The sequence below is a fragment of the Oceanobacillus sp. FSL K6-0251 genome, from assembly GCF_038004725.1.
Lineage (GTDB): Bacteria > Bacillota > Bacilli > Bacillales > Amphibacillaceae > Oceanobacillus > Oceanobacillus oncorhynchi.
The window spans coordinates 2161817-2180905 of record NZ_JBBORS010000001.1 but is presented as its reverse complement, the minus strand read 5'-3'; the positions used below and the strand labels follow the sequence as shown (position 1 = coordinate 2180905).

Annotated in this window: 11 protein-coding genes and 1 tRNA gene; 2 read left to right on the top strand and 10 right to left on the bottom strand. The window is 40.5% G+C overall.

Annotated features, from left to right (window positions below; genetic code table 11):
- Window positions 1-274 precede the first annotated feature (274 nt).
- The 7 genes from odhB to MKY45_RS10995 all read right to left on the bottom strand — a co-directional run bounded on the left by odhB (window position 275) and on the right by MKY45_RS10995 (window position 10094).
- A complete protein-coding gene (odhB, locus tag MKY45_RS11025; protein WP_332093655.1) occupies window positions 275-1549 on the bottom strand; it encodes a 2-oxoglutarate dehydrogenase complex dihydrolipoyllysine-residue succinyltransferase in 1275 nt (424 codons plus the stop codon).
- 1 nt (window position 1550) lies between these two features.
- Window positions 1551-4421: a 2-oxoglutarate dehydrogenase E1 component gene (locus MKY45_RS11020; protein ID WP_139089118.1), complete on the bottom strand. Its 2871-nt coding sequence runs from the start codon at window positions 4419-4421 to the stop codon at window positions 1551-1553.
- A 737-nt stretch (window positions 4422-5158) separates the two neighbouring features.
- On the bottom strand, window positions 5159-5632 hold the full coding sequence (locus MKY45_RS11015; protein ID WP_042533758.1) for a tRNA (cytidine(34)-2'-O)-methyltransferase: 474 nt from the start codon (window positions 5630-5632) through the stop codon (window positions 5159-5161).
- 86 nt (window positions 5633-5718) lie between these two features.
- Complete coding sequence (locus MKY45_RS11010) at window positions 5719-6573, bottom strand: amidase domain-containing protein (protein WP_256706217.1); 855 nt, start codon at window positions 6571-6573, stop codon at window positions 5719-5721.
- An 85-nt stretch (window positions 6574-6658) separates the two neighbouring features.
- Entirely contained in the window at window positions 6659-7795 is a 1137-nt protein-coding gene (gene queG, locus MKY45_RS11005) for a tRNA epoxyqueuosine(34) reductase QueG (protein WP_042533755.1), read from the bottom strand.
- Between the two features lie 69 nt (window positions 7796-7864).
- Window positions 7865-9565 carry an ABC-ATPase domain-containing protein gene (locus MKY45_RS11000; RefSeq protein ID WP_341172917.1) on the bottom strand — a complete coding sequence of 567 codons (1701 nt, stop codon included), beginning with the start codon at window positions 9563-9565 and terminating at the stop codon, window positions 7865-7867.
- A 455-nt stretch (window positions 9566-10020) separates the two neighbouring features.
- Window positions 10021-10094, bottom strand: a tRNA-Gly gene (locus tag MKY45_RS10995).
- Window positions 10095-10344: 250 nt separating this feature from the next.
- On the opposite strand from MKY45_RS10995, the gene dat reads away from it, so the two are divergent.
- Entirely contained in the window at window positions 10345-11217 is an 873-nt protein-coding gene (gene dat / locus MKY45_RS10990; RefSeq protein WP_042533752.1) for a D-amino-acid transaminase, read from the top strand.
- 289 nt (window positions 11218-11506) lie between these two features.
- Here dat and MKY45_RS10985 read toward each other — a convergent pair whose 3' ends face one another.
- Together MKY45_RS10985 and MKY45_RS10980 are read right to left on the bottom strand one after the other, a co-directional pair.
- On the bottom strand, window positions 11507-12130 hold the full coding sequence (locus MKY45_RS10985; RefSeq protein ID WP_341172916.1) for a histidine phosphatase family protein: 624 nt from the start codon (window positions 12128-12130) through the stop codon (window positions 11507-11509).
- Between the two features lie 631 nt (window positions 12131-12761).
- A complete protein-coding gene (locus tag MKY45_RS10980) occupies window positions 12762-13520 on the bottom strand; it encodes an STM3941 family protein (RefSeq protein ID WP_341172915.1) in 759 nt (252 codons plus the stop codon).
- A gap of 198 nt (window positions 13521-13718) precedes the next feature.
- Between MKY45_RS10980 and MKY45_RS10975 the strand changes: the two genes are divergently transcribed.
- Window positions 13719-15725 carry a S9 family peptidase gene (locus tag MKY45_RS10975; protein WP_193062041.1) on the top strand — a complete coding sequence of 669 codons (2007 nt, stop codon included), beginning with the start codon at window positions 13719-13721 and terminating at the stop codon, window positions 15723-15725.
- Between the two features lie 109 nt (window positions 15726-15834).
- Here the strand turns inward: MKY45_RS10975 and carB are convergent, their stop codons facing one another.
- Window positions 15835-19086 carry a carbamoyl-phosphate synthase (glutamine-hydrolyzing) large subunit gene (carB, locus tag MKY45_RS10970; protein ID WP_256706212.1) on the bottom strand — a complete coding sequence of 1084 codons (3252 nt, stop codon included), beginning with the start codon at window positions 19084-19086 and terminating at the stop codon, window positions 15835-15837.
- Window positions 19087-19089 lie beyond the last annotated feature (3 nt).

Sequence of the window (19089 nt, the reverse complement as noted above, 5' to 3'; positions counted from 1 at the left end):
TTTCTTTATGATTCAGCAGAGTTTGAATTAGATATTTACTGAAGAGGCTAATTTTACTTTCTTGACATATAAGAAAAAAACAAGAACACCACTTGATTTTTAAAACTTCGGTGTTCTTGCCAAAAAGATTTCCGATGCGACTCTTTTCGATGGGACGAGTAATCGCATTCCCAGTCCCAGTCCCAACCCCGACCTCAGAACGAGAGCCCTTTCTTACTCTTATAAAAAAAGTCTTGATACGAGCATATCAGCTCATATCAAGACTTTTACATTTTTAACCTTCTAGCAATAAATCATATGGATCTTCAAGCATTTCCTTGATTCGAACTAAGAATTGAACGGCTTCTTTTCCATCTACAATACGGTGATCATAGGATAATGCAATATACATCATCGGACGCACTTCAATGGAATCATCCGGCATAGCGATTGGGCGCTTAATGATGTTATGCATTCCCAAAATACCAACCTGCGGCGCATTTAAAATTGGTGTAGACATCATAGAACCAAATGTACCGCCATTTGTAATTGTAAAGGAACCGCCTTGCAAGTCATTTAAGGACAATTTATTGTCACGTGCTTTCGTACCTAAATCAACGATATCCTGCTCAATTCCTGCAAAGTCCTTGCGATCTGCGTCACGAACAACCGGAACAACAAGACCATCATCTGTAGAAACGGCAATACCGATATCATAGAATTTTTTAATGACTAATTCATTGCCTTGGATTTCTGCATTCAGAAGCGGGAATTCTTTTAATGCTCCTACTACAGCTTTAGCAAAGAAAGACATAAACCCTAGCTTGACACCATTTTTCTCTAGGAATTTATCTTTTCGCTGCTTACGAAGCTCCATTACAGAAGTCATATCTACTTCATTAAATGTAGTTAACATAGCTGTATTATGCTGTACTTCTACAAGGTTTTTAGCAATTGTTTGGCGGCGGCGTGTCATTTTAACACGTTCTACCGGCTTATCAAACTCTGTTTTCTCTGATTTAGGCTCTTCTTTTTTCGCCGGCTTCGATGGCGCAGACTCTTTTTTAGGAGCATTATTATGAGCATTCACATCGTCTGGACGAACTCTGCCAAGCGGATCACGTGTTTGTACTTCACTTAAGTCAATACCCAGTTCGCGAGCGCGTTTTCTTGCTGCAGGAGAAGCAATCACATCACCATTACTTTGTTCAGGTGCAGCTTCCTGCTTATTTTTCTCAGAAGCTTCCTGTTTAGGCTCTTCTTTAGGAGCTTCTTCATTTTTATCAGCTTCTTCTGTCTTACTTTCTTCCTTGCCGGAAGATGCACCCGCTTCGCCATTTTCATCTAATTTGCCGATGATATCTCCTACAGAAACATCCTCGCCCTCATTACTGGTAATTTCAGCGATAACACCAGAAAATTCTGAGTTGACTTCCACGTTTACTTTATCCGTCTCTAACTCTACAATTGCATCGCCTTTCTCTACTTTATCGCCTTCTTTTACAAGCCATTCTGCTATTGTTCCTTCTGTAATAGATTCCGCTAATTCAGGTATTTTAATTTCTTGCACTTTATTTTCCTCCTTCAAATTCGTTCAATGCCTGGTCAATAATATATTGATGCGCTGTTTTATGCACAGTAGGTATGCCTCCAGCTGGTGCTGCACGCTTCGGTCTGCTGATAACGTGTAATTCCTGATCCTCTTCAAGAAGCTCTCTTAAATAATCATCTACAAAATCCCATGAACCCATATTTTTTGGCTCTTCTTGCACCCAGACGATTTCTTTTAAGTTAGGAAGTTTTTGGATTTCTTCTTGAATTGCTTTTTTAGGGAACGGATAGATTTGCTCTACACGTAAGGCGCGAATCCAATCGCAGTTCGCTTCTGCTTCTTCCATTTCCCCTTCAATATCAATCATTATTTTACCGCTTCCCAATAACAGACGTGTCGCTTTTTTCGGATCTGTATCAAAGTATGGTTGTTCACGCAACGTTTTAAATCCACCGGTCGTAAACTCTTCCGCACTGGAAGCCATCTTATAATCTCTGATAAGACTGCTTTTCGGTGTCATCAGAATCAAAGGACGTGCCTCTGGACGGGAACGCATTGCTGCCTGACGACGAAGCAGATGGAATAACTGCGCTGAGGAAGTAACATTCGCTACGATCCAGTTATTCTCTGCAGCCATCTGTAAATAACGTTCTAAGCGGGCACTGGAATGCTCTGGCCCTTGTCCTTCATACCCATGAGGAAGCAGCAATACCATATTTGATTTTTCATCCCATTTCGCTCTCGCTGAAGCAATAAATTGGTCAATAATCACCTGACCCGCATTGGCAAAATCACCGAATTGTGCTTCCCAGATAACAAGTGTGCTTGGAGAATACACACTATAGCCATATTCAAAGCCTAAAACTCCTGTTTCTGATAGCGGACTGTTGCGAACATCAAAGGAGGCTTTGACATCTGACAATCCATGCATCGGACTATATTTTTCACCTGTATTCACATCATGCAGGACAACATGGCGATGCGCAAAGGTTCCTCTTTCTGTATCCTGACCTGTTAATCGAATTGGTGTGCCATCTTTTAATATAGAGGCAAATGCTAACGCTTCCCCGGTTCCCCAGTCAGCTTTGTTTCCTTCTTCTAATGCATCTTCTCTGCGCTTCAGAATTCTTTCGGTTTTCTTAAAGCCTTCAAAACCTTCCGGACGTTTTAGAAGTTCTTTATTGATTCCCTTTAAAGTCTCTAAATCTACTGCAGTTTCAAATTGATCTAATCTATTAGATAATACTTCCGGCATAGACTTCGGCTGCGGCTCACCTATTTCCGTTTCTGTCATGCCCTTGTAAATATCAGACAGTTTTGTATCAATCTCGTTTTTAATTTCGTCAAATCCGCCGGATTCCAATAGGTTTCTTTCTTCCATCGCACGTGCGAACAAGGTAGATACCGATGGATGATTATCGATTTCACTGTACAATTGCGGCTGTGTCGTTCTCGGCTCATCCATTTCATTATGTCCATAACGGCGATAACCTACTAAATCAATTAAAACATCTTTATGGAATTTTTTACGATACTCACAAGCTATTTTCACTGCAGAAATACAAGAAATCGGATCATCTGCACTGACCCGGATAATCGGAATTTCAAAACCTTTAGCCAAATCACTTGCATAGCGTGTAGAGCGTCCGTCTACGCGGTCTGTTGTATAACCAAGCTGGTTATTCGCAATCAGGTGAACAGTTCCGCCTGTTGTATACCCCGGCAATCCGCTTAAATTAAGCGTTTCTGCAACGACACCTTCCCCGATAAAGGCTGCATCCCCATGAATAATCAGCGGCATTGCTTTATTCGTATCTCTAACAGGATAACCGCTTACATCACGTTCATCCTGTGCCGCACGGGCAAATCCTTCCACAACCGGGTTGACAAATTCAAGGTGTGACGGATTATGCGCAAGTGTAATTTTTGTGTTTACTTTACTTCCATGGATAACTTCTTTTTCTGCTCCAAAATGATATTTTACGTCTCCGGTCCAGCCATAGTTAATTGCTTTAGAACCTTCTGACGGCATCAATTCCTTGTCTCTTGTATAATTAAACTCGGAAAAAATCTTATCATATGGCTTTTTCAATACATTCGCAAGCACAGCTAAACGTCCGCGGTGCGCCATTCCCATCATTACATGTTCAATGTTATCTTCGTTTGCATATTTTACGAGATAGTCGATCATCGGAACCATTGACTCTAAGCCTTCGATGGAAAAACGCTTTTGGCCGACAAATGTTTTATGAAGGAATTTTTCAAAACCCTCTACTTCATATAAACGCTTTAAAATATCCTTTCTGTCCTCTTGATCAGGATCAAATCTTGCATTTCCTTCTTCAATCAAATCAAACAGCCAGGTCCGCTCTTCATCATTATTGACATGGTCATACTCAAACGTAATAGTTCCTGTATAGTATTTCTTCAGCAGGTTAATAACATCCAAACCTGTTTGAACATCTTCTTTTTCCCGTTCCCAGATCCAGGAGGCCGGGATTTTTTTCAAATCTTCTTCTGTTAAATTGTAATGCTTTAAATCAAGCATTACGGACGGAGCACTTTTATAGCCGCCAACAGAATAAATATCCGCATCTGTATGACCGTAACGCCGAATAGCCTCAACAAGTTTGATTGCTGAGGTTAATTTCGTCACATCAAAATCTTCTGATATATTCCCATTGGAAGCTGTTTGTTCACTGATAGGAAAGACTACTTCTGCCCCTGTCATCCAAGCAGGCGCTCCATATGCATCAAACAATGCTTTAATAGAAGATTCCACTTGTTCTGGATCTTCTTTGTACAATTCATACTGTTGTTCTAAATACCCCGCATTTGGTCCGTGAAACTGTCCCCAAAATTTTTCTGCAGACTCTTCATTTCCTGGCACGACTGATACCCCCATTGAATTAACTAATCCGTTCGTGAAAACGGTTCAAATTATTAATAATCCTATTGATTTCTTTACACCAACTAATATACATGATTTTTAAGGAGGTTACAAGGAATCAGAACCGATTTATTGGGATAATTCGACATTTTCTATTCTTCCATAAAAATATATCAAAACAGTCCCTTTTTTATATTTTTCTAACAATTAATTCAGTGACTTTTGAACACATATTTTCCGGTAAAAATACATTTAATTAAAATTAATATAGGAATAGTTCACAACCAGTGATTTTTCCGTTATAATAAGGACAAATTAGTAAACAAAACTTCATTCTGTCAGAGCATCCCGATTTCTGCAGATTGGCAGTTACATGCTTCAGGCTTGCAGGCAGTTCTTCATTCTTCTTTCAACAATTTCTATAACAGAAGAGATATGTTTACATACAGCTGCTGCAAGATAAAAGCGTATCCATAACCCAAATGAAAATACAACGCATTTCTTTATGATGTAAAATTGGATACCATCACTACATAAAAGGAGGAATCTTATCATGAAATTAGCATTGATTTTAGGAGTTGCTGTTACATTTATTGTTTCCTGTTTTTCAGCTGGCTACGAAGCAAAACCGGGAGTACCAAAAGAAGATCAGCGTACTTAAGATTTAAAATAACTTTATAGAAATCACTTTATGTACAATCAAAAAAAGATGCCTCCATTTTGCGGAGACATCTTTTTTAATGTAAATCAGGAAACCCCTGCTGTCTTAACGCTTCATAGATAATAATGGAAGCTGTATTGGACAGATTTAATGAACGAACCTCGTCATTCATATGAATTCGCAGGCATTTATCTTCTTTATCTGTCAGCAGTTCCCGCGGGATCCCTGTAGACTCTTTTCCAAATACAAAAAATTGATCCAGCTCCACGGAGGAAAAATCAAAATCAGTATAATATTTGGTTCCAAAGTTCTCTATATAGTAAAAGCTCCCTGCCGGATAGGTTTGATATAATTCATCGATGGAATCATATTCTTTAACATCAACATGCTCCCAGTAATCCAAACCGGCGCGACGCACCATTTTACTGTCTGTTGAAAAGCCAAGCGGACGGATAAGGTGTAACGTCGTCCCGGTCGCTAAACATGTTCTCCCGATATTCCCCGTATTTGCCGGGATTTCTGGTTCAAATAATACTACATGCAAACTCACCATTCATTCTCCTTCAATTGCAAATTCTAAAAGTGGATATCCCTAAAAGCTGGTTCTCTTCTTTCTATCCCAAAATCAATTATACACTAACTTATCTCAATCCGAAAAAACTTATATTCAATTTCCGGAGTCCAGGCAGCCGAGTCCTCATAAGACCAATAACGGTTGCGGCTGTTATCGGTATGCGCATTGACAAGCGGCATATTATCAGCATCTTTAGCTACTACAATCGTTGTATGATTCCATGTACCGTCGCCTTCAAAATCATAGCAAATCACATCTCCGGGATTTAATTCTTCCGGTGTTTGCATCTCGATTCCCCTGATTCCGCGTTCTGAACCGCTTAAATACCATCTGAACGAATGCGCCACAGACCAGCTGAAGCTCCAAGAATCTTTTCCATACCACCAGCCCCGCTCCCGGACCGGCTCCCCCCACATCGGGCCTCCTCCCGCCCGCAGACATTGGGAAATGTAATTCGTGCAATCATCTTCAAAGCGACGATATTCCGGATTATAGCTGTTCCACCAGCGCTCTGCATATTTCACTGCTCCCAGCCGGTTATATTCTATTTCACGATTATTATCCTTGAGGTTTCCTTGTTTTAATACAGGGGGCTGATTACTGCCGTTTTCCGCTGGAGGCTTTTCAATCGATTGATGTCTGATTTCTCTATCCGATTGTTTCACAAGCTGATAAGGGACGACCTGCTCTTCCGTATAAAAAAAATCGCCCTGCTTCATTAAATATACCAAGTGTACCGCATATCGCGTGCTTCTGGTTGTGTCATAGGACTGTTTGCTGAAGACGAGGCCTTTTCCTTTTATCTTCACAATTTGCGCCTTTCGCTTCTTACAAAGTCTCTGCTTCTTACGCCACCAATCTTGGCCCTCCTTGCTGCCCTTGAAAAATTGCTGCCAATATGTTGTAATATCGCCCATAAAAAATCGCCTCCTCATCACAGCTTATGCATAAAGGAGGCGAATTAGGTCTTAGAAACCGCTGGAATGGCCGTGAGTATTTCTTCTACTTTACTGTCATGGCCGACAGCGCATTTTCCATTTCAAATTGTACTTGTTCATGATTCTCTTTTTCCAGGGCTTTAGAGAGCGCTTCTCTCGCAGCATCTGTTCCTATCTTCCCTAATGACCAGGCAGCAGTACCACGAATAACCGGCCGCGGATCGTTTTCCATAACAGCTATTAAATCAGTTTCCGCGGATGCTTCTTTATAATGGCCCAACGCTAAAATAACATTACGCTGAATCGGCTTTTTCCCTCTCCAAAAGCCGGACATATGCCCGAACTTTTCTTTAAACTCCCGATTTGATAAATGAAGCATTGGTTTAAGTCTTGGTTTAACCAATTCTGGCTCTGGCTCTAATTCCTGGTGGAAATGAGAATCTTTATCCCGGTTCCAGGGACATACCTGCTGACACGTATCACATCCGTATAAACGATTTCCTATCTTATTACGGAATTCCTCCGGCAGAAAATCCTTTGTCTGGGTTAAAAACGCAATACAGCGCTGCGCATTCAATTGTCCTCCTTGTACAATAGCACCTGTAGGACAGGCATCTAAACAAATTGTACAATCACCACAGCCGTCCTCTACCGGCGAGTCAGGGATAAACGGAATATTAGTCAGCATTTCTCCCAGATAAACAAACGAGCCATATTCCTTGGTAATAATGGAGGTATTTTTTCCGCTGAAGCCAATGCCGGCTCGTTCAGCTACAGCCCGGTCGCTTAATTCCCCAGTATCTACCATTGACTTGATAACAGCATCCGGCACTTTATCTTTTATATACTCTCCCAGCTTATCCAGCCGTTCCCGCAAGGCAACATGGTAGTCAATCCCCCATGAAGCACGGGCAAAAATGCCGCGTCTGTCTCCTTTTGTCCCTCTCGGTGTTGTTTCCATTCTCGAAGGATAGGCGACGGCAATGGAGATGATAGACTTCGCTTCCGGCAGTAACCGCCTGGGCTCCGTTCTTTCCTCAATACTCCCTTTTTCAAAACCAGATTGGTATTTTAGTTCTTGCTGACGTCTTAACCGTTCTTTCATTTCTGTAAAAATATCAGCCGTTGCAAAACCAATTTTATCGATACCGATTGTTTTCGCGTAGGCCTGGATATCCTTTTTCAGCTCTTCTACTTTCACCATACCGCCTCCCTTCTATTATTTTTTATCCTGATGAACTCGCTTTAAACATCCGGACCGGGATTTCAGTTATGCATCCATGAAAAATCTTGCTCTTCGCATCCGGTTCAATACCGCAGCAATTTCATTTTTCCTTGGTCTGGCTAAATCTCCTGGATGTTTCCCGTTGCTTTTCGTCAAAGTTTCCAATCCTTGATCCATTTTTTTATCAATCTGATCGATCAATGTTGCAAACGAAGAAAAATGCTTCTTTTCATTCCGGTAAAGATATTGGATAATCTCTGCAATCATTCTTGTTTGCGAAGCATCTACCAGCTGTTCCGTATAAGCAAAAGAAATGGGTTCTTTTCCAAATAGAATTTGAAATTGGCCTTTAGCCTGGATTTTAAACCTTTTATCTGTCTGCTTCGGAAATGTAGAAGCAGACAGATGCCGCTTTTCTACGTTCTTGAAATTCGTCTGCTCTACCTTACTATCGGCAATAGGATCTTCTTTTATAATTTCCTGTGCTCTTTGTGTGACATTCTTTGGCTTATATTCCTCCATAAGAATAACCGTATCTGCCACGGCAAAATATCCTCCTGAGCCGCCAGTTACTAAAATAACTGATTTATCTGCTTCATCGACTAATTGTCTGATACGATGTATAAACGGGGTGATTGGTTCATTTTTATGATCAATCAGTTTTTGCATGCGGCTGTCGCGAATCATAAAATTGGTTGCGCTGGTATCCTCGTCAATCAGCAGGGTGTCTGCTCCAATCTCTAAAGCTTCCATCACGTTTGCCGCCTGAGAAGTACTTCCGCTTGCATTACTTGTTGAAAAAGCAGTTGTATCTTTTCCATGCGGAAGGTTAGAAATAAATGGTGAAATATTCACCGATGAGATTTCCCTTCCATCTTCTGCCCGAATTTTGACAGCACTCGGGTCTGTACAGATAAATTCCCGGCCATCTCCCTCGCAATGAGGATAAACGCCGCGTTCGATCGCTTGAAGCAGTGTACTCTTCCCGTGATAACCGCCTCCGGTAATCAAGGTGACTCCCTGCTTGACCGCCATTCCTGTTATTGTTTTGCCATGAGGAAGCTTTAATTCTACCTCATCCTCCTGCGGACTTTGAAAAGCAACCGCACCTTTGGCAGGCAGATTACTTACGCCGCTTTTTCTTGGCAATACAGAGCCATTGGCAATAAAGCTCACCCAATTATTTTCTTTCATTGCTTGCCATATGGCCTCTTGCTGATCAGCTAATTGAACCGCCTGCTGAATCGTTTTATCCTGAATATGAAAAACAGAATGCTCGATGATAGATGGAATTACCTCATCGAATAACTTGATTGCTTCCTTTCCATTAATGGATCGTCCATTAGCCGGCAGACCTGCAGACAGACAAACCGTTAATCCCTGCTCGGAAATACGTACTGCTGTCCGCTCTAATATCTCCTGGCCCGGTCCATCAAAAGCAATCATGCCGCTTTTGCCAGAACCTTTAATAAATGTTTTATTTTGATACACTGCTTTATCAATCACTCTCGCAAACGCATCCTCTACTGCTGTCTGTCGAGATTTTGTTTCCAGCCACTCAGCAGCTATATGCCGTTCCTTCTCTGGAATCCCGATTCTTATTTTAGAAGGGCTGGCAAATGGGTCTCCTTGAACATAGTCGATATAAAGTGTATACCTCGGATACGTGTAGCTTCCCGCAATTTGTTTATATGCTTTGTAGCTTTTTCGGTCAATTTGTAATAAATTATTTTCAAGACGCTTCATCCTGGCTCCTCCATTCTGCTTTATTCTTTATAAACAGGGTACTATACTTAAAGTGCAAGTTCAAAAAGTCCGGTAAATAGGACCAAGAAGTTCAAGGCGACGAGCTATTTCCAAACGGACTTCCACAGGATGTGGTGACTTCTGTGTTGTCCACAGGACGTGGACGGTTTTAACAGAAGTTCCTCTTTGTTTTATAATACGTGAGTAACGGTTTTGGTGGGGCGAGTAATCGCAGTCCCATTGGAAATAGCTTGTCAACGCACTTCCGCAGGATGCGGTGGCTTCTGCGCTGCCCACACGACGTGGGCGTTCTTAGTAGAAGATCCTTTTCCCGACGTGTCATTTTTATTGGATTTTTTGAACTTCCTCTTATAGGTGAGGAAACAAATATTTTACAAAATAAAAACGCAACACTTCGTAGACTAAGTACGAAACACTGCGTTATCACATATGTATGGAGCGGGTGAAGGGAATCGAACCCTCATCATCAGCTTGGAAGGCTGAGGTTTTACCACTAAACTACACCCGCATGATTTATAGTTGTTTTCAACGACAAAATTTATTATAGCAACGTATTCGATAAAAATCAACAATAAATTTAATTTTTTTCATGAAAACTTAACCGAAAATTAATATTTAATGAAAATATACCTAAGAATAATTTATAATACCAGTGCATATACTTCTATAATGCCCAAATGTTTCTCGTATAATCTGTTTACATTCGTCTGGTCGCGTAATAAACTATTATTATGCTTCACGGAGAGGAGAATTTTAAAATGTCAGTATATTCAACTATTCTTACCCAATCGGAATTTGTAGATAAGGATAGTCTCAGCTACCCATTTGAAGAAAGAGGATTACAGTTTGGCGATGGCGTTTATGAAGTGATTCGGATTTATAAAGGAGAGTATTATCTCCTGAAAGAACATGTGGATCGCCTGTACCGTTCTGCCGAAGCCATCAAAATCAAGATCCCTTATCATAAAGAAAAGATGACAGACCTATTACATCAATTAATGGAAAAAAATAATATGAAAAATGATGGAAAGGTGTATATGCAAATCACACGCGGCTCAGCTCCCCGGGATCATGCCTTTCCATATGAAGTCACACCTAATATCTATGCTTACCTTCAGGATCTGCCCAGAAATGAAAAGATTCTGGAGAACGGGGTAAAGACCATCTCACAGCGTGATGTCCGATGGGAAAACTGTTATATCAAAAGCTTAAATCTGCTGCCAAACGTTTTAGCAAAGCAGACAGCAAAAGAAAATAATTGCTATGAAGCCATTCTGCATCGAGATGGCGTGGTAACAGAATGCAGCTCTTCCAATATCTATCTCGTAAAAGACGGAAAAGTATACACGCATCCAGCTACTAATAATATTTTACATGGATGTGTACGAATGGCAGTGGAGCGCTTTTTAAAAGCTGAAAATATTCCGCTGATTGAAGAGGCTTTCCAAATTGAAGATATCCAGCATGCAGATGAAATGTTTTTATCCAGCAGTACATCAGAGGTACTGCCTGTTATTCAGCTCGACAATGTAGTTGTCGGAAATGGTGAACCCGGAAAAATTACCCGTACCCTGCAAAGAGCGTATGAACAGGATGCTAAAATTACTGATAAGTTAATTAAAAATGTGTAATGAAAACTGTCGCCTTGACCATGGGCGGCAGTTTTATTATCCTGATATAAATATCCGGAAACCCTGCTAATGACAGCCTTACATCACATCGACTAGTTAATCATATTACTCTTCCCACTGCGTTCATTTAAATAATGGATTCCTTTTTTAATCGAATATAATTTGCGGTGATATTAAGTTATTTCTTTTATTATCAAGACTCCAACCGTAAAAAATAAGAAGATAAACATATTAGTCATGTATAATATCCTTCTCTTCTTTACTTTTTTCCACAATCACGCCCGATTTCTTAATATTCCAGATGGGAGGTATCATTAAATTTATTCACTACATTCTGCTGAAAACTATTTTGGCTTAAAACAGTTACACCACCTGCTGATGAAGAAAAGTATGCATTAACAATCATCTCTGGTTCAAATTTCAACCACCAGGCTAGTATGTACCCTAATGTTCCTCCGTGTGAAACAATTAAAATGCTTTTCTCATTTTCTAATTCACATATCCTATCCATACAATTGGAAACCCGACTATAAAATTCTCGCCAGGTTTCACCGCTTTGAAATTCCCGATAATCTAGATCAAATTCACTTTTTGCTCTGGGATTTCTATTTGCTCTTGTCCAATCCTTTGTTTTCCCTGCAGCAACACCACTGTTTATTTCACGTAATCCTTTTTCCTGAATAACGTCTAATTTTAATTCTGCTCCAACTATATCTGCTGTTTGGAACGCCCTTAATAGATCAGATGAATACAAGCCACAGGCATTTTTCTCCACAAATTCTTTTAATTTTTCTCCAATTTTTTTCGCTTGACCCTTTCCTGCTTCAGTTAAAGGAGTATCTGTCCAACCACCCGACATATTATTTAGATGATGTTCCGAATGACAATGTTGTATCAAGATAATATTGCTCATTTTGTCCTCCCCGCTTTTATTTTAATTAAATTATACTTAATTCCCAATCTGAGCAGTTTGTTTAATATTGATTTCCCTTATTAACAACAATATCTTTTTATTGGATCAACACCAAAATCTATGGTTGGAAAATATAATTAAATGTGATAAAAGCAACTAGCTAGCGGAGGAAATACACGGAGACTCCTATGGGAAAGCACAGTATGAAGACCCCGCAGAAAAAAAGCGAACTTCTTTTTTTTGAGGAGGCTGAGCGCAAGCCCATGGAAAGCGTAGTGTATTTCCGTAGCGGTCGCTTACAGCAAATTTATATCTACTATGTCACCCATAGATTTTGGTGAAGAGCCTTTTTATTAAATCGAAATTCTTGTAAAAGGTATTTAACTACTCTTCCTTTTAGAGTCAATTAGTATAGTCTTTAACTAATATCCATCATTTCAGTTCAAATGTTATCTTTTTCATACAGCCTCTTTTAAGGATAAAGATAAACTTCCTATGTACCCATCGTCATAACTTCCAAATTTGTTTTATCCTATTCCTGTATATGTATTTCTATGACAAGATCAGAACCGAACACTCTCATATTTTATAGTCTCCAAAATATGAGCAAAATGCTAAAATCAACGACAATTCATTTCCCGATTATTTGATATAAAAGAAAGACTATAACAATCGTTATTACTAGGCTGACTGCTATAATTTTCAAGAAGGATTTCCGTTTTATTTTACTAGGTTGTTCTACTTTCATTGCTTCTTTTTCCACTTGATAAGAAAGCATCTTCGACGGCACCGTATCTGATGCCGTTATTCCAAACAGCTGTCTGTGCTCTGCTATTTCAAACATACGCTCATCTGTTACTGCTCCAAACTCACGTCTGTCCAGTTCCTTCAGCAGTTTTGCTCTATCCTTCCGCTTGATTAAGCTTAATAAAAAATTTACTTTTATAATATGAGGAATCTCGTCTATTTGTAAACGCTTGGCTAATAGCTGTCCTGCAACTAAACGTTTTCGAAATGCTTTATATTCTTCTTTATCCGCTAAATAAATTTCTATCGAACTGGTAAATTGATGTTTATATATTTGATACCTTTTAATATCCTGCCATTGAATAAAAATCGCACGTTTTAATGGATGTTTGATAATAAACATATCCTTTGTCAGCGTGAGATACGGTTTTAAATCAACAAGCATTTTAATCGCAAGAAGTGTGGAACCCCCAAAAATCAAGGGAAGGATAGTAAAAATATAACCATCTACCGTATTCCCTTCCTTAAAAGAATAGATACATACCGCCATTCCCAGTATAAAATAAGTAAGAGAGAGAATAAGAGCTAAAAAACTCTTCCCTTTTGATACGTATAAATAAACTTCCTGTGTACCCAACATCATAACCTCCGAATCAATTTCGTATCACTCTATTGATTCTTTATTTTACCATATTTTACTTGATATACATTTAAAAAATATACAAATAAGCTCTATAGCTAATCCCACCTGTACAGTTAATCCTCATTGATTCGCATTCCGAAATAGTTTAAACTAAAATCATATAGAATGAAATTCATTTAAAAATTGAGGAGGAATTACATGTCTGCATCAACAGAAAAAAGACCCGTTACCACAACCGATTTTCAGAATATTAAGGTTCTTAGTGAACCGGAGTTTATTTCAAAAAATAAATATAGTTATGTCATCACCTCTGTGAATGAAGATAAAGACTATGAATCACAGATTTATGTACATAACTTGAAAGATGATTCTCATAAGCAATGGACTACAGACAATCATCGGAATCATACGTTCCGCGTTTCTCCGAATAAGGATAAATCCTTCTTCCTTTCCAGCCGCAGCGGAGCTTCACAGATTTGGCTAATAGCTGTTGACGGCGGGGAAGCAAAACAGATTACTACTTTTCCAAACGGCGTCTCCTCCCCTGTCTGGGCAAACGACGGAAAGTCGATTATATTCTGCTCCTTTCTGGAAAAAGATGATGATATTGCTTCCTTAAAAGAGTTAAGCAACGAAGAAAAAAAGGCAAAACAAAAGGAAGCACAAACAAAACCGCTTATTGTCGACCGTTTAAAGTACAAGTCGGATGCCAGAGGATTCCATGACCAATCCACTGTACAAATCATCCAATATGATATAAACGCAGACAAATTTTATCAGCTTACAACCCAAGAGGCAGATCATCATTTGGTTGACCTTGCACCGAACGGCGAACATCTTGTCTTTGCAGCTAATTTTGAAGAAGATGCGGATGCTTCCCTGGTTTCTGATTTATATTTACTGGAGCTGCAGTCAAAGGAAATAACTAAATTAACAGACAGTAAAGGCAGCTACCACGACGCCAAATTCTCCAGAGACAGTAAAAAAATTATTGCTTGCGGGCATGAGTTTGAATATGCAGGCGCAACGCTCACTAAGCTGTTTCTATACGATGTAGAAAGCAAAGAAAGAAAATTGCTTTCTGGAGATTGGAGCATCCAGCCAGGTGATACAATGGTCGCGGACATGCGTCTTGGCAGCTCGGAAACTGGTCCTGTCTGGTCACATGACAATGCATCCATTTATTTTCTTGGATCAGATGCTGGAGCTGTCAATCTATATGAAACAGATTTAGAAGGAAATTTAAAAACACGTTACAGCGATGATAATCACGTATTCGGCTTTTCTTATCATCCAGAGACAGACAGCTTTATTTTAGGAATCAGCAAACCAAAAGATCCTTGTAATTTTTATAAGCTGGATGCAGATAATACCTTAAAGCAGCTGACAGATGTAAATAAAGCCTTTATTCATGAAGCAGCTTTAAGTGAACCAGAAGAAATCTCCTATACATCAAGCGATGGCTTAGAAATTCAAGGCTGGCTGCTTCGCCCTTACGGCTTTCAGGAGGGAAAGAAATATCCATTTGTTCTGGAGGTTCACGGCGGTCCGCATGCTATGTACGGTCAAACCTTCTTCCATGAACTCCAGCTTCTTGCAGCGAAAGGATATGTTGTCCTTTATACCAATCCGCGCGGCAGCCATGGGTATGGACAGGAATTTGTTAACGGGGTGCGGGAGAACTATGGCAAAGGAGATTATCGCGATCTGATGGAGGCGGTCGATTATTGCTTAGAACAGTATTCCTTCATTGATGAAAACCGTTTGGGTATGACCGGCGGAAGCTACGGCGGGTTTATGACGAACTGGATTGTCGGTCATACGAACCGTTTCAAAGCAGCAGTGACACAACGATCCATTTCCAATTGGTTAAGCTTTTATGGAGTCAGTGATATCGGCTTCTTCTTTACCAAGTGGGAGCACGGCGTGAATTTATTAGAGGATCCAACCGGACTGTGGGATATATCTCCGTTGAAATATGCAGAAAACGTGGAGACACCGCTTCTTATCCTGCATGGTGAAAAAGATTATCGCTGTCCAATCGAACAGGGAGAACAATTGTTTATCACATTAAAGCATTTAAATAAAGAAGTGGAATTCGTCCGTTTCCCGGATGCTAATCATGAATTAAGCCGAAGCGGCAATCCATCTCTGCGTACAGCCCGGCTGGAAAATATCTGTCGCTGGTTTAATAAATATTTGTAAAACGAAGCTTCACTCAACGGAAGTTTTGCAGATGGCTTCTCAGCAATAAGCATAATGTCTATTAAAAAATAGAGGCGACAATTTCTGTCAGCCTCTATTTTTAATTATCCTATGATGATACACTGCCAACTTTTGGCGCGTGATAACCCTCCTGCGTTCGCAATGTCTGTAAATACGTCTGTAAGGATTGAATATCTTCATTCTTCAAGTGCTGGTATTGCCATACGAGCTTTGCCGTTTCCAGACTGGTGAAATACGGAATATTCAGCTGTGTACAAAGCTCTCTCAATTGAAAACCAAATCGTTCTTTATCTCTGCCGACGCTTGGCACATTAATCACATAGGCAGGCGGATCTTGTAAAAACAGCTTTTTGAGGTTAGCTATTTCACGGTTTACCGCAGTAGAAGGAATCTGGTTTTTCTCCAGGTAAGTACTCGTTCCCTGTGTAGCGATTATTTCTGTGTTTCCGGCAATTTCCTGAATAAACGGGATGCTTTCTTCCTTATGGTGATCACTGATCGATACAAACCATTTTTTTGTATCATGCAGCTTGTGCTGGGAAGGAAACACCGCCTTACGAATTGCTTTTTCCAGCGTTATATCCATCCCGATAGCTTCCCCGGTTGATTTCATTTCCGGACCTAAAATATGGTCAACACCTTTTAATTTATTCTTAGAAAAGACAGGTGCTTTCACCGTGTAATATTCCGGCTCCTGGTAAGAAGAGAATTCTTTCATAAAATCCTGCAGAGACTCCCCTAATTGTGCATTGACAGCTAAAGCCACCAGCGGAATCCCTGTTACCTTGCTGACAACCGGAACCGTACGGGAAGATCTAGGGTTTACTTCCAGAACATATACTTCATCTTGGTAAAGAACAAACTGGATATTCATCATCCCGATAATCGGAAGCTCTCTGGCAATCTTTTTAGAGATTTGATAGATTTGCGCTTTTTGCTGATCCGTTAATGTGATAGCCGGGAATACGCTCGTACTGTCTCCTGAATGCACCCCTGCTTTTTCAATATGTTCAAAGATCCCTGGGATAATCACATTTTCTCCATCGCTCACGACATCGACTTCACATTCTAATCCAGGCATATAGGAATCCATTAATAACGGCCAGCATTGATCGTAGGTATCTACCTGTACTCTTTGTACATTGCTGAGTAATTCTTCTTTATTGTAACAGACAAACATCGACTGACCGCCAATCACATAAGATGGACGAATCAGAACAGGATATCCGAGCTGATGGGCTGCTTCCTTCGCTTCATCCACACTATGGACAATTTCGCCATGAATGTGAGCAATATCTAATTGCTCTAAGAAGGTATAAAATTGCTCTCTGTCTTCCATTTTATCCATATTTTCAGGCGCTGTTCCTAAAACAGAGACACCGGCTTCTTTTAACTGATTCATAAGGTTAATAGCTGTCTGTCCGCCAAATTGGACGAGGACGTCTTGAATATTCTCTTTTTCCATGACATTTAATACATCCTCCAGAGCCAATGGTTCAAAATAAAGGCGATCAGCTACTGTATAGTCCGTACTCACCGTTTCCGGGTTATTATTGATCATAATTGCCTCATACCCGGCTTTTTGCAGTGCCTGCACAGCATGCACAGAGCAATAGTCGAATTCAACCCCCTGCCCGATACGGATAGGACCAGAGCCGATAACCAGCGCTTTTTTCTTATCCGATACGGTCTGCACTTGATTGGATCCTGACCAGGTTGAATAAAAATAGGTAGAATGTTTCCCCGACGTTCCCGGGCACGTATCAACAAAACGATAATTAGGCGACAACTCATGATTTTTATAAAATTCACGCAGTACAGCCGGTTCAATATGGAGAAGTTTTGCTAATTGGACATCACTGATATTATACTGTTTTGCCTGCAAGATTTTCTCTTCTGTTATATTCTCCCAGCCGGTTGCTGCCAATTCCTTTTCCAATTGGATGATAGCTGCTATTTTTTCCAGAAAATAAGGCTGGATCAGTGTCCGCTTTGCAATCTCATCTACAGAGAATTGGCGCCATAAGGCTTCACCGATAGCGAAAAGACGTAAATCATTCGGCTCTTCAAGCAATGCTGTCAATGCGTCATCTGACTTTTCTGCAAAGGCTGTCCAGCGGAAGGATTGAATATTCATTTCCAGAGAGCGGACCGCTTTATTTAATGCGCCTTCGAAGGTTTTATCTAAGGACATGACTTCTCCTGTTGCTTTCATTTGTGTTCCAAGCGTACGATCTGCTTCGGAAAATTTATCAAATGGAAAACGCGGGATTTTTACAACGGTATAATCCAAATCCGGTGTAAAATGAAGATAGGTCGCTCCGCTGACGGGATCAACTAATTCATCCAAATGATAGCCGACTGCACATTTTGCTGCCACTCTGGCAATCGGATAGCCTGTTGCTTTCGAAGCCAGTGCAGAAGAACGGCTAACGCGGGGATTTACTTCGATAATACAATATTCATTTGTTTCCGGATGGAAGGCAAATTGAATGTTACAGCCGCCCACCACTTCCAGCGCACGAATTATTTTTATCGACGCGTCACGCAGGATTTTACTTTGTTCAGCAGTTAATGTCTGAGCAGGAGCGACTACAATGGAATCGCCGGTATGCACACCGACAGGATCGACATTCTCCATGTCACAAATAATTTGGCATGCGTCATTCTCATCGCGCATCACTTCATACTCCATCTCTTTCCAGCCTTTAATGCTGCGCTCAACAAGCACCTGCGTAATCGGACTTAGATGGAGCCCCTTTGCCAACAGCTCGCAAAATTCTTCCTTATTATTTGCAAATCCTCCGCCTTCTCCGCCAAGAGTATAAGCTGGACGGAGAATAACCGGATAGCCTATCTTCTCTGCAAACGCCAGGCCATCCTCTATATTTGTCACAATTTGTGATTCAGAAATGGGCTCCTTGATGGAAATCATTAAATCTCTGAATTTTTCTCTGTCCTCTCCCTTTTGTATGGAAGCAATGGAGGTCCCGAGCAGGGTTACATCGTGTTTCTTCAGAATCCCTTTCTCATGAAGCTCTAAGGATAGATTTAACCCTGTCTGCCCGCCTAAGGTTCCAATTAAACCATCCGGCTTTTCCTTTTCAATAATTTTTTCGACGACCTCTACTTCTAACGGTTCTAAATAGACTTGGTCGGCGATGGTTTCATCTGTCATAATGGTCGCAGGGTTGTTATTGATAAGCACAACCTCCAGCCCCTCTTCCTTTAAAGCAAGACAGGCTTGCGTCCCGGCATAATCAAACTCTGCCGCCTGCCCGATAACAATCGGCCCCGATCCTAAAACAAGTACTTTCTTCATCCCTTGATGTATTGGCATATC

Bases quoted from the DNA above. Each gene is read 5' to 3' on its own strand.
- MKY45_RS10980 (WP_341172915.1), bottom strand. From the start codon at position 13,520: ATGATGTTGGGTACACAGGAAGTTTATTTATACGTATCAAAAGGGAAG.
- MKY45_RS11000 (WP_341172917.1), bottom strand. From the start codon at position 9,565: ATGAAGCGTCTTGAAAATAATTTATTACAAATTGACCGAAAAAGCTAC.
- MKY45_RS10975 (WP_193062041.1), top strand. From the start codon at position 13,719: ATGTCTGCATCAACAGAAAAAAGACCCGTTACCACAACCGATTTTCAG.
- carB (WP_256706212.1), bottom strand. From the start codon at position 19,086: ATGCCAATACATCAAGGGATGAAGAAAGTACTTGTTTTAGGATCGGGG.
- dat (WP_042533752.1), top strand. From the start codon at position 10,345: ATGTCAGTATATTCAACTATTCTTACCCAATCGGAATTTGTAGATAAG.
- MKY45_RS11010 (WP_256706217.1), bottom strand. From the start codon at position 6,573: ATGGGCGATATTACAACATATTGGCAGCAATTTTTCAAGGGCAGCAAG.
- MKY45_RS10985 (WP_341172916.1), bottom strand. From the start codon at position 12,130: ATGAGCAATATTATCTTGATACAACATTGTCATTCGGAACATCATCTA.